This is a genomic window from Streptomyces sp. NPDC033845, assembly GCF_055576225.1.
On record NZ_JBVIRI010000014.1, the window covers coordinates 60,758 to 77,176 of the forward strand.

Here is a 16,419-nt window from a genome sequence, read left to right on the forward strand (position 1 = left end):
TTCCAGTCGTTCAACCAGGTCCGCGCCCTCCACAGGTGGAGGGCGCGGACCTGTTTCGTATGGACCCACCCTTCCGACGCCCGGAGATATCTCGTATGGTGGAAGAGTCTTTCCGAATTTTGTAGCTGGTTACCTGGTACCAGCCGGTAGGTGGGACGATCGGACAACAGGTCCTGCCACACCTGCCGTGTGCGGGACCCGTGTACAGCGAACACAGGGAAAGCAGAGGAACCCGGTCATGGCAACGGCGCCCAGCGTCTCGTACTCGATGACGGTCCGTCTGGAGGTGCCCGCGAGCGGTACCGCGGTCTCCCAGCTCACCACCGCGGTGGAATCCTCCGGAGGGTCGGTCACCGGCCTCGACGTGACCGCATCCGGCCACGAGAAGCTCCGTATCGACGTCACCATCGCGGCCACCTCCACCGCGCACGCCGACGAGATCGTCGAGAAGCTCCGGGGGATCGAGGGGGTCTCCCTCGGCAAGGTCTCCGACCGCACCTTCCTGATGCACCTCGGCGGCAAGATCGAGATGGCGTCCAAGCACCCCATCCGCAACCGCGACGACCTCTCGATGATCTACACCCCGGGTGTGGCCCGGGTCTGCATGGCGATCGCCGAGAACCCCGAGGACGCCCGGCGCCTCACCATCAAGCGCAACTCGGTCGCCGTGGTCACCGACGGCTCGGCCGTGCTCGGCCTCGGCAACATCGGCCCGATGGCCGCGCTGCCCGTCATGGAGGGCAAGGCGGCCCTGTTCAAGCGGTTCGCCGGGATCGACGCCTGGCCGATCTGCCTGGACACCCAGGACGCCGACGAGATCGTCGCGATCGTCAAGGCGATCGCCCCGGGCTTCGCCGGCATCAACCTGGAGGACATCTCCGCCCCGCGCTGCTTCGAGATCGAGGCCCGGCTCCGCGAGGCCCTGGACATCCCGGTCTTCCACGACGACCAGCACGGCACCGCCATCGTGGTGCTCGCCGCCCTCACCAACGCCCTGCGCGTGGTGGGCAAGGCCGTCGGGGACATCAAGGTGGTCATGTCCGGCGCCGGCGCGGCCGGTACGGCCATCCTGAAGCTGCTGCTCGCGGCGGGTGTGAAGAACGCGGTCAGCGCCGACATCCACGGCGTGGTGCACGCGGACCGCCCCGACCTGGTGGACGCCCCGGACGACTCCCCGCTGCGCTGGATCGCCGACAACACCAACCCCGAGGGCTACACCGGCACTCTCAAGGAGGCCGTGGTCGGGGCCGACGTGTTCATCGGCGTCTCCGCCCCGAACGTCCTGAACGGCGAGGACGTGGCCGCCATGGCCGACGGCGCCATCGTGTTCGCGCTCGCGAACCCGGACCCCGAGGTGGACCCCGCGGTCGCCCGCCAGACGGCCGCCGTGGTGGCCACCGGCCGCTCCGACTTCCCCAACCAGATCAACAACGTGCTGGTCTTCCCGGGCGTCTTCCGCGGTCTGCTGGACGCCCAGTCCCGCACCGTGAACACCGAGATGATGCTGGCCGCCGCCAGCGCCCTGGCCGACGTGGTCGGCGAGGACGAACTGAACGCGAACTACATCATCCCTTCGGTGTTCAACGACAAGGTCGCCGGAGCCGTCGCGGGCGCCGTCCGCAAGGCCGCGACCGCGGCCGCCGCCCCGGGTGTGGCGTCCGGCACGTCCGTCTGATCCGGCGCGTCGCGGGATGCGGGGCCGCCGGACCGCCTCTAGGGTTGCGGGGATGCCCGCGTGGTCCGCGGTACCGCATCCAGGTCCGCCATCGGGCCTGGACGGAGTGTGGACGGAGCGTCACCGCGGCGTGACCGTGGCGCTTTTCGTGTGACCCCGGAGGGTGCCGGATTGGCTTTCCCGCCGCTGGTGGGGGCAGGATGCGTAACCGTGGCGAGAGGGTCTGACGGCAGACCCGGGTCCGGGGACTGTCCGAGGGCCCTGGCAGCATCGGCTTCGATCTCACGCCTCATAGGCAAGTTGAACACGGGAGTACAACATGAACCGCAGTGAGCTGGTGGCCGCTCTGTCCGAGCGCGCCGAGGTGACCCGCAAGGACGCCGACGCCGTTCTGGCCGCCCTCGCCGAGACCATCGGTGAGGTCGTCGCCAAGGGCGACGAGAAGGTCACCATCCCCGGCTTCCTGACCTTCGAGCGCACCCACCGTGCCGCTCGCACCGCGCGCAACCCGCAGACCGGCGACCCCATCCAGATCCCGGCCGGCTACAGCGTGAAGGTCTCCGCGGGCTCCAAGCTCAAGGAAGCCGCCAAGGGCAAGTAAGCCCCTTCGCCGGCCCCCGCGGCCGGCAGGCAGGCGCCAGGCAGTACCGCGAAGGGCGGCCACCCCCACGGGGTGACCGCCCTTCCGCGTGCTCTCGGTACCGTCAGCCGGTCAGACGAGGTCGCCGTTCGGCAGCTCCACCTTCGCGCCGAGCTCCTGGAGCTTCTCCATGAAGTTCTCGTAGCCGCGGTTGATCAGGTCGATGCCGTGCACCCGGGAGGTGCCCTCGGCCGCCAGCGCCGCGATCAGGTACGAGAACCCGCCCCGGAGGTCCGGGATGACCAGGTCCGCGCCCTGCAGCTTGGTCGGGCCGGACACGACCGCCGAGTGCAGGAAGTTCCGCTGGCCGAAGCGGCAGGCGGAGCCGCCCAGGCACTCGCGGTAGAGCTGGATGTGCGCGCCCATCTGGTTCAGGGCCTCGGTGAACCCGAGCCGGGACTCGTAGACCGTCTCGTGGACGATCGAGAGGCCGGCGGCCTGGGTGAGGGCCACGACCAGCGGCTGCTGCCAGTCGGTCTGGAAGCCGGGGTGGACGTCCGTCTCCAGCGCGATCGCGTTGAGCGGGCCGCCCGGGTGCCAGAACCGGATGCCGTGGTCGTCGATCTCGAAGGCGCCGCCGACCTTCCGGTACGTGTTGAGGAAGGTCATCATCGACCGCTGCTGGGCGCCGCGGACGTAGATGTTGCCGCCGGTGGCCAGGGCCGCGGAAGCCCAGGAGGCGGCCTCCAGACGGTCCGGGATCGCCTTGTGGTTGTAGCCGCCGAGGCGGTCCACACCGGTGATCCGGATGGTCCGGTCGGTGTCCAGGGAGATGATCGCGCCCATCTTCTGCAGCACGCAGATGAGGTCCTCGATCTCCGGTTCGACCGCCGCGTTGCTCAGCTCGGTGACGCCTTCGGCCAGCACGGCCGTCAGCAGCACCTGTTCGGTCGAACCCACGGAGGGGTACGGCAGGCGGATCTTGCAGCCGCGGAGGCGCTGAGGGGCCTCCAGGTACTGGCCGCCCTCGCGCTTCTCGATGGTCGCGCCGAACTGGCGGAGCACGTCGAAGTGGAAGTCGATCGGCCGGCCGCCGATGTCGCAGCCGCCCAGGCCCGGGATGAAGGCGTGGCCGAGGCGGTGCAGCAGCGGTCCGCAGAACAGGATCGGGATCCGGGAGGAACCCGCGTGGGCGTCGATGTCGGCGACGTTGGCGCTCTCCACATGGGTGGGGTCGAGCACCAGCTCGCCCGGCTCGTCGCCGGGGCGGACCGTTACGCCGTGCAGCTGGAGCAGTCCGCGCACGACGCGCACGTCGCGGATGTCCGGCACGTTGCGCAGCCGGCTGGGTTCACTGCCGAGCAAGGCGGCGACCATGGCCTTGGGCACGAGGTTCTTCGCGCCGCGGACCCGGATCTCGCCTTCCAGCGGGGTACCGCCGTGGACGAGCAGTACATCTTGGCTGTCAGTGCCGGTCATGAATCTCGCGTTCCGGGAGGGGTGGGCAGGGGGCCAGTGAAAAGGGTAAGGGGCAGTGCCCCCCCGTTCGTAAGGCCGACGCGGCCGTAGGACTGTCATGAATTCGCCACAGCACCCTGCGTACCGGCGAAATGGCGGAGTGTTGCGTTCCGCAGGGGTGACGGCCGTGCGCTCCGCACTGCCGCCGTGCGCCCTGAGCTGCCCTTGATCCCGATTCGCCGTCCACTCCCCCCGAAGGGCGAATGTGCGAGATCATGGCGGCATGACCGAGGTGTCCTCCCTCACAGGGCGGCTGCTCGTCGCCACTCCCGCCCTCGCGGACCCGAATTTCGACCGCGCGGTGGTGCTGCTGCTCGACCACGACGAGCAGGGCTCCCTCGGCGTGGTCCTCAACCGGCCCACCCCGGTGGGCGTCGGCGACATCCTGCTGCCCTGGGCCCCGCTGGCCGGCGATCCGGGCGTCGTCTTCCAGGGCGGCCCGGTCGCCCTGGACTCCGCCCTCGGGGTGGCCGTCATCCCCGGCGAGGAGGGCCCGCTGGGCTGGCGCCGGGTGCACGGTGCCATCGGGCTGGTCGACCTGGAGGCCCCGCCGGAGCTGCTCACCGGCGCCCTCGGCGGGCTGCGGATCTTCGCCGGGTACTCGGGCTGGGGCCCCGGGCAGCTGGAGGACGAGCTCACCGACGGCGCCTGGTACGTGGTCGACTCCGAGCCCGGGGACGTGTCCCACCCCGACCCCGAACGGCTCTGGCGCGCGGTGCTGCGCCGCCAGCGCAGCGAACTCGCGATGATCGCCACCTATCCGGACGACCCGTCGCTCAACTAGGCGGGTGGGTGTTCAGTACCCTTGGGCGCATGAGCACTCTTGAGCCCGAGCGCGGGACTGGCACGGGGACCCTCGTTGAGCCGACGCCGCAGGTGTCCCACGGTGACGGCGACCACGAGCGCTTCGCCCACTACGTCCAGAAGGACAAGATCATGGCGAGCGCACTCGACGGGACCCCCGTCGTGGCGCTGTGCGGCAAGGTGTGGGTACCGGGCCGCGACCCGAAGAAGTACCCGGTCTGCCCCATGTGCAAGGAGATCTACGACTCCATGGGCGCGGGCGGGGACAAGGACAAGGGCGGCAAGGACAAGTAGCCCCCACCCCCTCACCTCCCCTCCGCCGGGCCTCCGGGCCCGTCGCGGAGGGAACCGGGCCCCCGGGTGTGCGCGAGCACCCCGGGGGCCCTTTCGTATGCCCGCCCGGCGGGTAAGGTCGGCGTCAGATGCGTTCTGCGAAACACGCGTTGCACAGGATGCAACGCCTGGCCGTGGAGGGACCGACAGCATGTCCGACCTGATTCCGAAGCCCCGTGAACAGCGGTTCGCCCGAGACGGCCACCGGACGTGCGCGCTGCGCGATCCGCTGCTCGCCGCCACCGGCCCCGGAGCCGACGGCGTGGCCCGCTGGCTGCGCCGCGAGATAGGGGCGGCGACCGGCTGGGCGCTGCCGCCCGCCCCGGAGGCCGGGAGCGCGGACGTACGGCAGGTGCTGCGGCTGGAGGTCCGGCCCGCCCTCCTGGAGGCGCTCGGACCGGAGGGGTACCGGCTGACCACCGGACCGGAAGGGGCCGGGCTCACCGCCGGCTCCGCCGCGGGACTCTTCTGGGCGGCCCAGACGCTCCGTCAGCTGCTCGGCCCGGACGCCTACCGCAAGGCCCCGCTGCCCGGCCGGACCTGGCTGCTGCCGGCCGGCACCGTCGAGGACTCCCCGCGCTTCGGCTGGCGCGGCATGATGCTCGACGTGGCCCGGCACTTCACCCCCAAGGACGGGGTGCTGCGCTGGATCGACCTGCTCGCCGCCCACAAGCTCAACGTGCTGCACCTGCACCTGACGGACGACCAGGGCTGGCGGGTCGAGATCCTGCGCCATCCCGAGCTCACCCGGACCGGCGCCTGGCGGGCCCGCAGCAAATGGGGGCACGGCTCCTCGGACCGCTGGAACGACACCCCGCACGGCGGCTTCTACACCCAGGACGACCTCCGCGAGATCGTCGCCTACGCCGCCGAACGCCATGTCCGGCTGGTCCCCGAGATCGACCTGCCGGGCCACTCGCAGGCCGCCATCGCCGCCTACCCCCGGCTCGGCAACACCGACGTGGTGGACACGGCCGCGCTCGGCGTCTGGGAGGACTGGGGCGTCAACCCCAACGTGCTGGCCCCGACCGAGGAGGTGCTGCGGTTCTACGAAGGGGTCTTCGAGGAAGTCCTGGAACTCTTCCCCGTGGAGGTCTCGCCCTTCGTGCACATCGGCGGTGACGAATGCCCCAAGGAGCAGTGGAAGGCCTCGCCCGCCGCCCGCGCCCGGATCGCCGAACTCGGCCTGCGGGACGAGGAGGAGCTCCAGTCCTGGTTCATCCGGCACTTCGACCGCTGGCTCGCCGACCGCGGCCGCCGGCTGATCGGCTGGGACGAGATCCTGGAGGGCGGCCTCGCCGACGGGGCCGCGGTGTCCTCCTGGCGCGGCTACGCCGGGGGCATCGCCGCCGCCGAGGCCGGCCACGACGTGGTGATGTGCCCGGAGCAGCAGGTCTATCTGGACCACCGTCAGGACGGCGGCCCCGAGGAGCCGATGCCGATCGGCTACGTCCGCTCGCTGGAGGACGTCTACCGGTTCGAGCCGGTGCCGCCCAAGCTGTCCGCCGAGGCCGCCCGGCACGTGCTCGGCGCCCAGGCCAACGTGTGGACCGAGGTGATGCAGGACCAGGGCCGCGTCGACTACCAGGTGTTCCCCAGGCTGGCCGCCTTCGCCGAGGCCGTCTGGTCCGAACTCCCGGAACCGGAAGCCCGGGACTACCCCGGCTTCGAGGCCCGGATGGCGGCCGGCCACTACCGGCGGCTCGCCGCACTCGGCGTCCACTACCGGCCGCCCGGCGGCCCGTTGCCGTGGCAGCGGCGGCCCGGAGTGCCCGGCCGACCCCTGGAGGGGCAGCCTCCGAACGTGTGACCCGGGACCGCCGCACCCGGATGAACCCGGGATGAACCCGGAGTGACACCGCCAAGCGGAACTCTCCCGCCAAGGCGGCCAAGTCGCCCCGCAGAGAAGGAAACCCCCCGAAAACGGACGTTTCTTCTCTGTGGGCGACCCGGCCCGCCGGACGGGGGCGGAGCCGGGGGCGCCCGGCCCACCCTCGCGCCGGAGCGGCCCCGAAGATGTGCCAGAGTTGCCACGTCCCGGCGGTGAGCACGTACCGTACGGCGGAACAGGCGTGAGCGCGCGAGCGCCGAGACCGGGACATCGGGAAGGGGCAGCCGGGTTGACCACGCACGCACCGCAGGCGGCGCAGTCCGTGACGCAGTCCGTCACGCTGCCCACCTCGCTCGACGAGGCGGTGGAGGCACTCGCCGCCATGCCCGCCGCCGTGCCGGTCGCCGGCGGCACCGACCTGATGGCGGCCGTCAACGCCGGCCTGCTGCGGCCCGCCGGACTCGTCGGCCTCGGCCGGATCAACGAGATCCGCGGCTGGCAGTACCAGGACGGCCACGCCCTCCTCGGCGCCGGCCTCACCCACGCCCGGATGGGCCGCCCCGACTTCGCCGCGCTGATCCCGGCCCTGGCCGCGGCCGCGCGCGCCGCCGGACCCCCGCAGATCCGCAACGCCGGCACCCTCGGCGGCAACATCGCCACGGCCGCCCCGACCGGCGACGCCCTGCCGGTGCTGGCCGCCCTCGAAGCCGTCCTGGTCATCGCCGGGCCCGGCGGCACCGGCCGCGAGATCCCGGTCTCGCACCTGCTCGCCGGCCGCGAGATGCTCCGCCCCGGCGAACTGATCGGCTTCGTCCGGGTGCCGCTGCTGCACGCCCCCCAGGTCTTCCTGAAGGCCACCGGCCGGACCGGCCCCGGGCGCGCCATCGCCTCGGTCGGCCTGGTCCTGGACCCGGCGCGGCGCGGCGTACGGATCGCGGTGGGCGCGGTGGCCCCGATGCCGCTGCGGCCCCTGGAGGCCGAGCAGTGGGTGGCCTCGCTGATCGACTGGGACGCGGAACGGCGGCTGGCGCCCGAGGCCCTGGAGGCCTTCGGCGAGTACGTCGCCGCCGCCTGCGTGCCCGACCAGGGCGATCCGGTCCCGGCCGGAGTGCTCCAGCTGCGGCGCACGGTGGCCGTACTGGCACGCAGGGCCCTGGGGAGGGCACTGACCTCATGAGCGGAAACGAGCACGAGAACGGGCACGGGCACGTGAGCGGTGGCGGTACGGAAAACGCGGGTTGGGGCTGGGAGCCGGTTCCGCACGGGGGCGAGTACGAACCCGACGCGACGGCGTTCGTGAAGCTCCCCGACGACATGCTGGGCACCGCGGGCACCGGCGAACCCCTGGCCGCCCCGGGCCACGGCTACGTGCCGCCGGTGATCGTGCCCCCGGTGATCGCGGTACCGCCCGCCCCGCCGGTGACCCCCGGCGCGGCCATGGCCGCGGTGGCCGCCGTCAGCACCGACCCGGCCGGCACCACCGGCACCTGGGCGATCCCCGTCCAGTGGCCCGACCCGGCCGCCCACCAGCCCCAGACCCAGCTGCAGGAACAGGCCTTGGACGCCGACCCGGGCACCCTGCCCGAACCGGACCCGGGCGCCACCGCCGAATGGCACTTCGGCGAGGTCGGCGGGGGCGGCGGCGGGGCCGGCGAGCACGTTCCCGCGCCCGCCCCGGCGACCGGGCACGAGACCGGCCAGTGGGCCATCCCGGTGGCCGACTGGAGCCAGGCCCCCGCGACCCTGCCCGGTGGGGCGGCCGCGCCCTGGGCCACCGGCCCCGAGTTCGACGGCGCCCGCGCCTACGTGCCCGCCGCCCCCGCGGACCCGTCCGCCCCCATGCGGGGCCGGGTGCTCGGCGGCCCCGGCGTGGGCACCCTCCCCGAGGACACCCCGTTCCAGACGGCCCCGGCCACGGCGACGGACGGCGCCGGGTTCCACCAGGCCCCGACCACGGCCACGGACGGCGCCGGGTTCTCCATCGGTCCGGAGGACGCCGGGTTCCATGCCGCCCCGGAGGACGCGCGGTTCACGGCCGGCCCGGCGGAGGCGCCGTTCCACCCCGGCACCGGCACCGGCACCGGCCAGGAGGACACGCCGTTCCCGGCCGGTCCCGAGGACGCGCCGTTCCATGCCGGCTCCGGCCAGGAGGACGCCGCGTTCCACGCCGGTCCGGAGGACGCCGGTCTCCGCGCCGGTCCGGAGGACACCGGCCTCCGCTCCGGCCCGGAGGGCGCGCCGTTCGCCGTCGGTGCGGAGGACGCCCGGTTCCGTGCGGCCCCCGAGGAGTCGCCGCACGCGGCGGCGGAGGACCCGTACCGGGCGGTGGCGCCGGAAGGACTGTTCGGCGAGGCCCCCGACCGGCGGCCGCACGCGGAGCCGGGCGAGCCGTTCCCGGTGGCGCCCGACATCGAGGCCAGCCACACCGCGGCCCCGACGCACTCCCCGCCGCACCACCCGCACCCGACCCCCGCCGAGGGCGTCGCGCTGCCGGGCCCGGACCCGTACGCCTTCACCCCCGCCGGCGGCACCGAGGTCCCGGCCGCCGAGCCCGCGCCGGTCGCCAATCTCTTCGGGCATGTGGAACAGCCCCGGACCGAGGCCCCGGAGACCCCGGAACCGGCCCCGGAACCGGCCATGGAGCCGGGCACGGACCTGGCGGCGGCCGAGCCGGCCGCGGACACCGCGCCCGTGGCACCGGAGGCCGACACGGCCGTGCCGGACGCCGCCGAGGCCGCGGCCGGGCAGGCGGCCGGGCAGGTGGCCGCCGGAGCGGCGGGCCACGAGGCCCCCGTGGTCGTGCACAGCGCCGAGCACCCGCTCGCCTCCTTCGTGCTCCGGGTCAACGGCGCCGACCGGCCCGTCACCGGCGCCTGGATCGGCGAGTCGCTGCTCTACGTGCTGCGCGAGCGCCTCGGCCTGGCCGGCGCCAAGGACGGCTGCTCGCAGGGCGAGTGCGGGGCCTGCGCCGTGCAGGTCGACGGCCGGCTGGTCAACTCCTGCCTGGTCCCGGCCGCCACCGCGGCCGGCTCGGAGGTCCGCACCGTGGAAGGCCTCGCCACCGACGGCGAGCTCTCCGACGTCCAGCGGGCCCTCTGCCGGTCCGGGGCCGTCCAGTGCGGGTTCTGCGTACCGGGCATGGCCATGACCATCCACGACCTGCTGGAGGGCAACCACGCCCCCAGCGAACTGGAGACCCGCCAGGCCCTCTGCGGGAACCTCTGCCGCTGCTCCGGCTACCACGGGGTGATCGACGCGGTCGGCGAGGTCGTCGCCGAGCGGACCGCCGCCGCCGAGGCGGCCGCCGACCAGGCCGCCGAAGCCCGCATCCCGCACCAGGCCCCGCCCGGCGCGGGCGGCATCCACCCCGCCGGCGGCATCCACCCCGACCACCACGGAGGCACGGCGTGACTGCCAGCGACGCGGCGACCGCCCTGGTGACCGGCACGGCCGCCGACCGGCCCGCCACCGGCCAGGACACCGCCGAGGAACCGCGCGGGATCGGCGCCTCCGTGATGCCCGCCGACGCCCGCGCCAAGGCGGAGGGCACCTTCCCCTACGCCGCCGACCTCTGGGCCGAGGGCCTCCTGTGGGCGGCCGTGCTGCGCTCCCCGCACGCCCACGCCCGGATCCGGTCCATCGACACCAGCGCCGCCGCCGCCATGCCCGGCGTACGCGCCGTGGTCACCCAGGCCGACGTCCCCGGCTCCACCACCCACGGCCGGCGGATCGCCGACCGCCCGGTCTTCGCCCACGACGTGGTCCGCCACCACGGCGAACCGATCGCCGCCGTCGCCGCCGACCACCCGGACGCGGCCCGGCTGGCCGCCGCCGCCATCACCGTCGAGTACGAGCTCCTCGACGCGGTCACCGACCCCGAACAGGCCTTCGCCGCCCCGCCCCTGCACCCCGACGGCAACCTGATCCGGCACATCCCGCTCCGCTACGGCGACCCCGAGGCCACCGGGGACGTGGTCGTCGAGGGCCTCTACCGGATCGGCCGCCAGGACCCCGCCCCCATCGGCGCGGAAGCCGGACTCGCCGTGCCCCGCCCCGACGGCGGCGTCGAGCTCTACACCGCCTCCACCGACCCGCACGCCGACCGCGACCTCGTCGCCTCCTGCCTCGGCCTGGAACCCGAACGCGTCAAGGTCGTCGTCACCGGGGTCCCCGGCGCCACCGCCGACCGCGAGGACGCCGCCTTCACCCTGCCGCTCGGACTGCTCGCCCTGCGCACCGGCTGCCCGGTCAAACTCGCCGCCACCCGCGAGGAGTCCTTCCTCGGGCACGCCCACCGGCACCCCACCCTGCTCCGCTACCGCCACCACGCCGACGCCGAGGGCCGCCTCGTCAAGGTCGAGGCGCAGATCCTGATGGACTCCGGCGCCTACGCCGACTCCTCCGCCGAATCCCTCGCCGCGGCCGTGGCCTTCGCCTGCGGCCCGTACGTGGTCCCGCACGCCTTCGTCGAGGGCTGGGCCGTCCGCACCAACAACCCCCCGTCCGGGCACGTCCGGGGCGAGGGCGCCCTCCAGGTGTGCGCGGCCTACGAGGGCCAGATGGACAAGCTGGCCGCCGAACTCGGCCTGGACACCGCCGAACTGCGGCTGCGCAACGTCCTGGCCACCGGCGACCTGCTGCCCACCGGCCAGTCCGTCACCTGCCCCGCACCGGTCGCCGAACTGCTGCGCGCCGTCCGCGACTTCGAACTGCCCCCGCTTCCCAAGGACACCCCCGAGGACGAATGGCTGCTGCCCGGCGGCCCGGAGGGCGCGGGGGAGCCGGGCGCGGTCCGGCGCGGGGTCGGCTACGGCCTGGGCATGGTCCACATGCTCGGCGCGGAGGGCACCGACGAGGTCTCCACCGCCACCGTGAAGGTCACCGACGGCACCGCCACCGTGATCTGCGCCGCCGTGGAGACCGGGCAGGGCTTCGCCACCCTCGCCCGCCAGATCGTCCAGGAGGTCCTGGGCGTCGACGAGGTCCGGCTGGCCCCCGTGGACACCGACCAGCCGCCGGCCGGGCCGTCCGCGCACGGCCGGCACACCTGGGTGTCGGGCGGGGCCGTGGAACGGGCCGCCAAGATGGTCCGCACCCAGCTGCTCCAGCCGATGGCCGCCAAGTTCGGCATGTCCACCGAACTCCTGCAGATCGCGGACGGCCGGATCACCTCCTACGACGGGGCGTTCTCCACCACCGTCGCCGAGGCGCTGGCCGGCAAGGAGCTCTGGGCCACCGCCCAGTGCCGCCCGCACCCCACCGAACCGCTGGACGCGGACGGCCAGGGCGACGCCTTCGTGGGCCTGGCCTTCTGCGCCGTCCGCGCGGTCGTGGACGTGGACGTGGAGCTGGGATCCGTCCGGGTCGTCGAACTCGCCGTGGCCCAGGACGTCGGCCGGGTCCTCAACCCGCGCCAGCTGGCGGCCCGGATCGAGGCCGGGGTCGTCCAGGGCGTCGGAGCGGCCCTCACCGAGAACCTCCGCACCGCCTCCGGGCTGGTCCGGCACCCGGACCTGACGGGATACGCCCTGCCCACCGCGCTGGACGCCCCGGCCGTCCGCATCGTCCGGCTCGTCGAGGAACGGGACGTGGTGGCGCCGTTCGGCGCGAAGGCCGCGAGCGCCGTCCCGGTGGTCACCGCCCCGGCGGCGGTCGCCTCCGCGGTCCGGGCGGCCACCGGCCGCCCCGTCAACCGCCTCCCGATCCGCCCCTCCGCGGCCGTCGCGGCACCGGCCGCCGCCGCATCCCGTACGACCAACTCGTGACCTTCTGACCCGCATTGCACGTGCAACCCCGGACTTGGGTGTGTCGGAGCGGCTCGCTAGAGTTGCGGGTACGTATGCGAACGGGGACGTGACGGGGCGCGGCGGGCCAGCCTCGCCGCGGCGACGGGGAGAGACGGGGAGGCCATCGTGGCGGACGACGGCGGGCTGGGGGCGGTGGGGCCACTGCTGCCCTTCGTGCCGGGCGGGGACATGCTCGCTCTGGCGAACAAGGGGCTGATCGCGGCGCAAGCCCCGGCCCTCTTCGTCGAGCACGAGTCCATGGTGAGCTACAAGAAGCGCGTGGACGCGCTCCTCGACCAGCTGAAGGGCTCCAAGGCCGAGCACGGCCAGTTCACCGAGGGCACCCTCGGGGCCCGCGACCTGGGCACCGGCTTCGTCGAGGCGGACGGCCTGCACACCGCGTACAACAAGGTCCGCACCGAGATGGAGAACCTCTCGAAGGCGCTCGCCAACCAGATCGAATCGCTGGCGATCGCGGTCGAGGCCTCCCGGGTGGGCTACGAGAACATGGACGAGGAAGTCAAGGCGCGGATGCGGTCGTTGCAGCGGCAGGCACACAAGGAGTACGTGCCGGCCCGCGACCCGGAGGCCAAGCACCGCGGCGGCTCCGTCGGCGACCAGGCACCCACCGGCCCCGGCACCGGCCCTGGCAACGGCACCGGCACCGGCACCGGCACCGACGAGAGCACGTCCGGAGGCGACCTGTAATGGCGACGAACTTCGAGGGCTACTCGCACAAGGAACTGCTGGCGATGCTGGCCTCGGTGGACGGCGAGAAGGTCAAGACCCGCGGCCAGCTCCTCAAGGACGCCGAGATCGAGATCACGAAGATCGGCAACGACCTCAAGAACCACAAGGTCGAGAACTGGGAGGGCCAGGCCGCCGAGGCCTTCCAGAACTGGGTGAACAGCCTGGGCAACTCGACGCTGCGACTGGGCGAGTACAGCAAGACCGGCGGCGAGTGGATGGTCCAGGCGGCCCAGACGATCGTCGAGGTCAAGGCCAGCATGCCGTCGTACGACCAGAAGGCGTACGACAACCTGGAGGCCTCCCGCGAGGCCCGCAACGACCCGGACGCCCGCCAGATCGGCCAGGACGCCCACTCCAAGCTGTCGGGCGACCGGGCCGACGCGGTCCAGCAGATGAACAAGCTGGCGCAGTCGTACGAGACCTCGACCACGCAGATGAACGCGGCGACCATTCCCACGTTTCCGCCGGCGCCGGCGGTGCTGGTGCCGGTCGACAGGTCAGGGTCGGAGGAGATCGTCCGGGGCGGAGTGAACCCGGACATCCTCAATCAGAGTGGTCGAGGCGGAACGCAGTCGGGCAGAGGTGACGACGGCGGGGGCTCCGACACCGGTCTGATTCCCGGGCAGCCGCCCTCCGGGGAAACCCGTCCGACCACACCGGCGCCCGTGGTCCCGCCCACCCAGGACCGGGACCCCGGTCCGCTGCCCGTCCTGCCGACGCTGCCGGACAGCGATGTGCGCACCGACCTGGACAACGTCAAGACCCTGCCTGCGCCGCAGCCCCAGACCCCGATGGTGCCGCACGTTCCGGGTCCCGGACCGGGGCCCGGCCCCGGGCCGATGGTTCCGCCGCCGGTCGGTCTCGTGCCGCCGGTGGGCGGTCCGCCGCTCGGCGGCCTTCCCCCGGGCGGCGTCCCCCGCTCCGGCCCCGGCGTGCCGAACGGCCTGCTGCCGCACCTGCCCGGCACCGGCGGCCCGGGTGGTCCCGGCAGCCCGCTGGGCAAGGGCGGCCTGGTCCCGGGGGTCCCGCCCCGTGACCCGGGCATCCACGGCGGCCGCCCGGTCACCATGGGCGGCCCGAACGCCGGTATTCCGCGCGGCACCGTGATCGGAGCCGAGGGCCATGCCCCGGCGGGCCGTGCGGGCGCGGGCGGCTACGGTCCGGGCATGGGTGGCGGTGGTCTCCCCGGAGGTGGCGCCGCGGGTGCAGGCGGACCCGGGTCGGGACGCCGACTGGCGAGCCAGCCCGGCGGTGTGGTCGGCGGGCATCCGGTCGCCGGCGGCACGGGTCCGGGGGCCGGTGGCCGCCCGTTCACCCAGGGCGGCTCGGGGCTGGTCCGGGGCACCGATCGACGTGAGGACACCGACGGAGAGCGGCCGGACTATCTGGTCGAGGACGAAGAGACCTGGCAGGGCAGCCGTCGCGTTGGCCCTCCGGTCATCGACTGAGCGAACGGACACTGCACCGGATGCGCATGCGGAACGCCACCTCTGTCCTGATGGGCCTGCTGCTGGCCGGAGTCGCCGCGACTCCGGCCCACGCGGAGTCGATCAGGTCCCAGCAATGGCACCTCGACTCCATGAAGGCCGACCAGATGTGGAAGGCCAGCACGGGCAAGGGCATCGTGGTCGCGGTGATCGACAGTGGGGTCGGCCGGGTGCCGGAACTTGAGGGACAGGTCGTGCCCGGCAAGAACTTCGCCCCGAACGCCCCGGGCGACGAGCGGGTCGACTTCAGCAACCACGGCACGGGGATCGCGACGATGATCGCGGGAACAGGACGGCATCCGTCCGGGGACGGTGCTTTTGGGCTGGCGCCCGGAGCGAAGATCCTTCCGCTGCGGGTCAAGGCCGAGGTCGGCTCGGAGCAGCCGACCTGGACCGCGGCGATCCGGTACGCCGCGGACTCCGAAGCCAAGATCATCAACATTTCGCAGGGGACCGGCGGCGTGAACGTCGCGGATGATCCCGCGCGCGTGGCGGCAGTGAAGTACGCCCTGTCCAAGGGGAAGCTGATCTTCTCGTCGGTGGGCAACTCGGGCGACACCGCGAACGGGGTGGAGTACCCGGGGGCCACTGCCGGAGTGGTCGGCGTCGCCGCCATCAACAGCAAGGGCAACGCCACCGCCGAGTCCCAGAAGGGCCCGCAGGTCGACCTGGCCGCGCCCGGGGAGGACATCGTCTCGGCGTGCACCAAGCCGAGCGGGGTCTGCAACTCGCACGGCACCAGTGACGCCACCGCCCTCGCCTCCGCCTCCGCCGCCCTCATCTGGGCCGCGCATCCCGACTGGACCAACAACCAGGTGCTGCGGGTGCTGCTCAACACCGCCGGGAAGCCCCGGGACGGGGTCGAGCGGAACGACTACATCGGGTACGGCGTGGTCCGGCCGCGGATCGCGTTGACCGATCCGGGGGACCCGGGGCCGGCCGACAAGTGGCCGCTGCCCGACCTGGCGGCCGCGGCGCCCGCGCCTTCGGGCGCGCCGGCGCCCGGTGCGACCCCGGAGGCGTCCGCCCCGGCCGTGGCCGACACTCCGGTGGCCGCCGCGGCGGACGACGGCGGCGGCAGCAGCCTGCCGTGGATCGCCCTCGGCATCGGCGCGGCCGTGATCATCGGCGGCGGTGTCACCGCCGTGGCCCTGCGAGGAAGGAACCGCTGAGCCCATGTCCTTCGACGAGGAGTGGTCCGCCCAGCGCGCCGCCGCCGCACAGAACGCCCGCACCCGGCTCAACCAGCTCCCCGCCGATCCCGGCGGGCCGGGCGGCGGGCCCGGGACCGGCGGGGACGACCTGCTGGTGAACCAGGACCACATCGGGGCCGTCGGCCACGAGGCGTACGTCCTGCACGACCGGCTCGGCCGCGACAGCGCGCACGCCAAGGCGGCGACCTCCGAGGCCGCGACCGCCCTGAAGGGCGAGGGCTTCGCCAGCGGGGCCGCGCTCACCACGCTTCAGGAGCGCTGGGACTCCCAGGTGCGGACCCTGCTCTCCGGCTGCGCGCACATCTCCAACTCCCTCGACTACTCGGTGCGTTCCCTGGGCCGGGAGGACGCCCGGATCCATGCGGCGCTCACCCGTACCGCGGTCGAGGAGCACCTCAAGTAGCCGGCGAGGCAACGGAACAGGCACGCGCACAGGCGCGA

13 protein-coding genes are annotated in these 16,419 nt (G+C 73.6%); 12 read left to right on the forward strand and 1 reads right to left on the reverse strand.

Features of this window, described 5'->3' with window-relative positions:
- Window positions 1-238 precede the first annotated feature (238 nt).
- Together ACZ50K_RS26955 and ACZ50K_RS26960 are read left to right on the forward strand one after the other, a co-directional pair.
- Window positions 239-1,675, forward strand: a complete 1,437-nt coding sequence (locus tag ACZ50K_RS26955; RefSeq protein ID WP_468907655.1) for an NAD-dependent malic enzyme — start codon at window positions 239-241, stop codon at window positions 1,673-1,675.
- Between the two features lie 319 nt (window positions 1,676-1,994).
- Window positions 1,995-2,276 carry an HU family DNA-binding protein gene (locus ACZ50K_RS26960; protein WP_030875040.1) on the forward strand — a complete coding sequence of 94 codons (282 nt, stop codon included), beginning with the start codon at window positions 1,995-1,997 and terminating at the stop codon, window positions 2,274-2,276.
- A gap of 111 nt (window positions 2,277-2,387) precedes the next feature.
- Here ACZ50K_RS26960 and murA read toward each other — a convergent pair whose 3' ends face one another.
- A complete protein-coding gene (murA, locus tag ACZ50K_RS26965) occupies window positions 2,388-3,734 on the reverse strand; it encodes a UDP-N-acetylglucosamine 1-carboxyvinyltransferase (RefSeq protein ID WP_468907657.1) in 1,347 nt (448 codons plus the stop codon).
- 262 nt (window positions 3,735-3,996) lie between these two features.
- Here murA and ACZ50K_RS26970 point away from each other — a divergent pair, with 262 nt between their 5' ends.
- The 10 genes from ACZ50K_RS26970 (at window position 3,997) to ACZ50K_RS27015 (ending at window position 16,381) form a co-directional block, all read left to right on the forward strand.
- Window positions 3,997-4,557 (forward strand): YqgE/AlgH family protein, encoded by a 561-nt coding sequence (locus ACZ50K_RS26970; protein WP_468907659.1) that lies wholly within the window; start codon window positions 3,997-3,999, stop codon window positions 4,555-4,557.
- Between the two features lie 29 nt (window positions 4,558-4,586).
- The gene (locus ACZ50K_RS26975) at window positions 4,587-4,871 is read left to right on the forward strand and encodes a DUF3039 domain-containing protein (protein WP_150207851.1); all 285 of its coding nucleotides are present in this window, start codon (window positions 4,587-4,589) and stop codon (window positions 4,869-4,871) included.
- 190 nt (window positions 4,872-5,061) lie between these two features.
- Entirely contained in the window at window positions 5,062-6,720 is a 1,659-nt protein-coding gene (locus ACZ50K_RS26980) for a beta-N-acetylhexosaminidase (RefSeq protein WP_468907661.1), read from the forward strand.
- A 310-nt stretch (window positions 6,721-7,030) separates the two neighbouring features.
- Entirely contained in the window at window positions 7,031-7,918 is an 888-nt protein-coding gene (locus ACZ50K_RS26985; RefSeq protein ID WP_468907663.1) for an FAD binding domain-containing protein, read from the forward strand.
- A complete protein-coding gene (locus ACZ50K_RS26990) occupies window positions 7,915-10,152 on the forward strand; it encodes a 2Fe-2S iron-sulfur cluster-binding protein (RefSeq protein ID WP_468907665.1) in 2,238 nt (745 codons plus the stop codon). The genes ACZ50K_RS26985 and ACZ50K_RS26990 overlap by 4 nt, the downstream gene beginning before the upstream one ends.
- A 26-nt stretch (window positions 10,153-10,178) precedes the next feature.
- Window positions 10,179-12,506 (forward strand): xanthine dehydrogenase family protein molybdopterin-binding subunit, encoded by a 2,328-nt coding sequence (locus tag ACZ50K_RS26995; RefSeq protein WP_468907847.1) that lies wholly within the window; start codon window positions 10,179-10,181, stop codon window positions 12,504-12,506.
- Between the two features lie 147 nt (window positions 12,507-12,653).
- Window positions 12,654-13,235, forward strand: coding sequence for a hypothetical protein (locus ACZ50K_RS27000; RefSeq protein WP_468907667.1), 582 nt, complete (start codon window positions 12,654-12,656; stop codon window positions 13,233-13,235).
- Entirely contained in the window at window positions 13,235-14,725 is a 1,491-nt protein-coding gene (locus tag ACZ50K_RS27005) for a hypothetical protein (RefSeq protein WP_468907669.1), read from the forward strand. The genes ACZ50K_RS27000 and ACZ50K_RS27005 overlap by 1 nt, the downstream gene beginning before the upstream one ends.
- A gap of 20 nt (window positions 14,726-14,745) precedes the next feature.
- Entirely contained in the window at window positions 14,746-15,936 is a 1,191-nt protein-coding gene (gene mycP, locus ACZ50K_RS27010) for a type VII secretion-associated serine protease mycosin (protein ID WP_468907670.1), read from the forward strand.
- Window positions 15,937-15,940: 4 nt separating this feature from the next.
- Window positions 15,941-16,381 (forward strand): hypothetical protein, encoded by a 441-nt coding sequence (locus ACZ50K_RS27015; protein WP_468907672.1) that lies wholly within the window; start codon window positions 15,941-15,943, stop codon window positions 16,379-16,381.
- Window positions 16,382-16,419 lie beyond the last annotated feature (38 nt).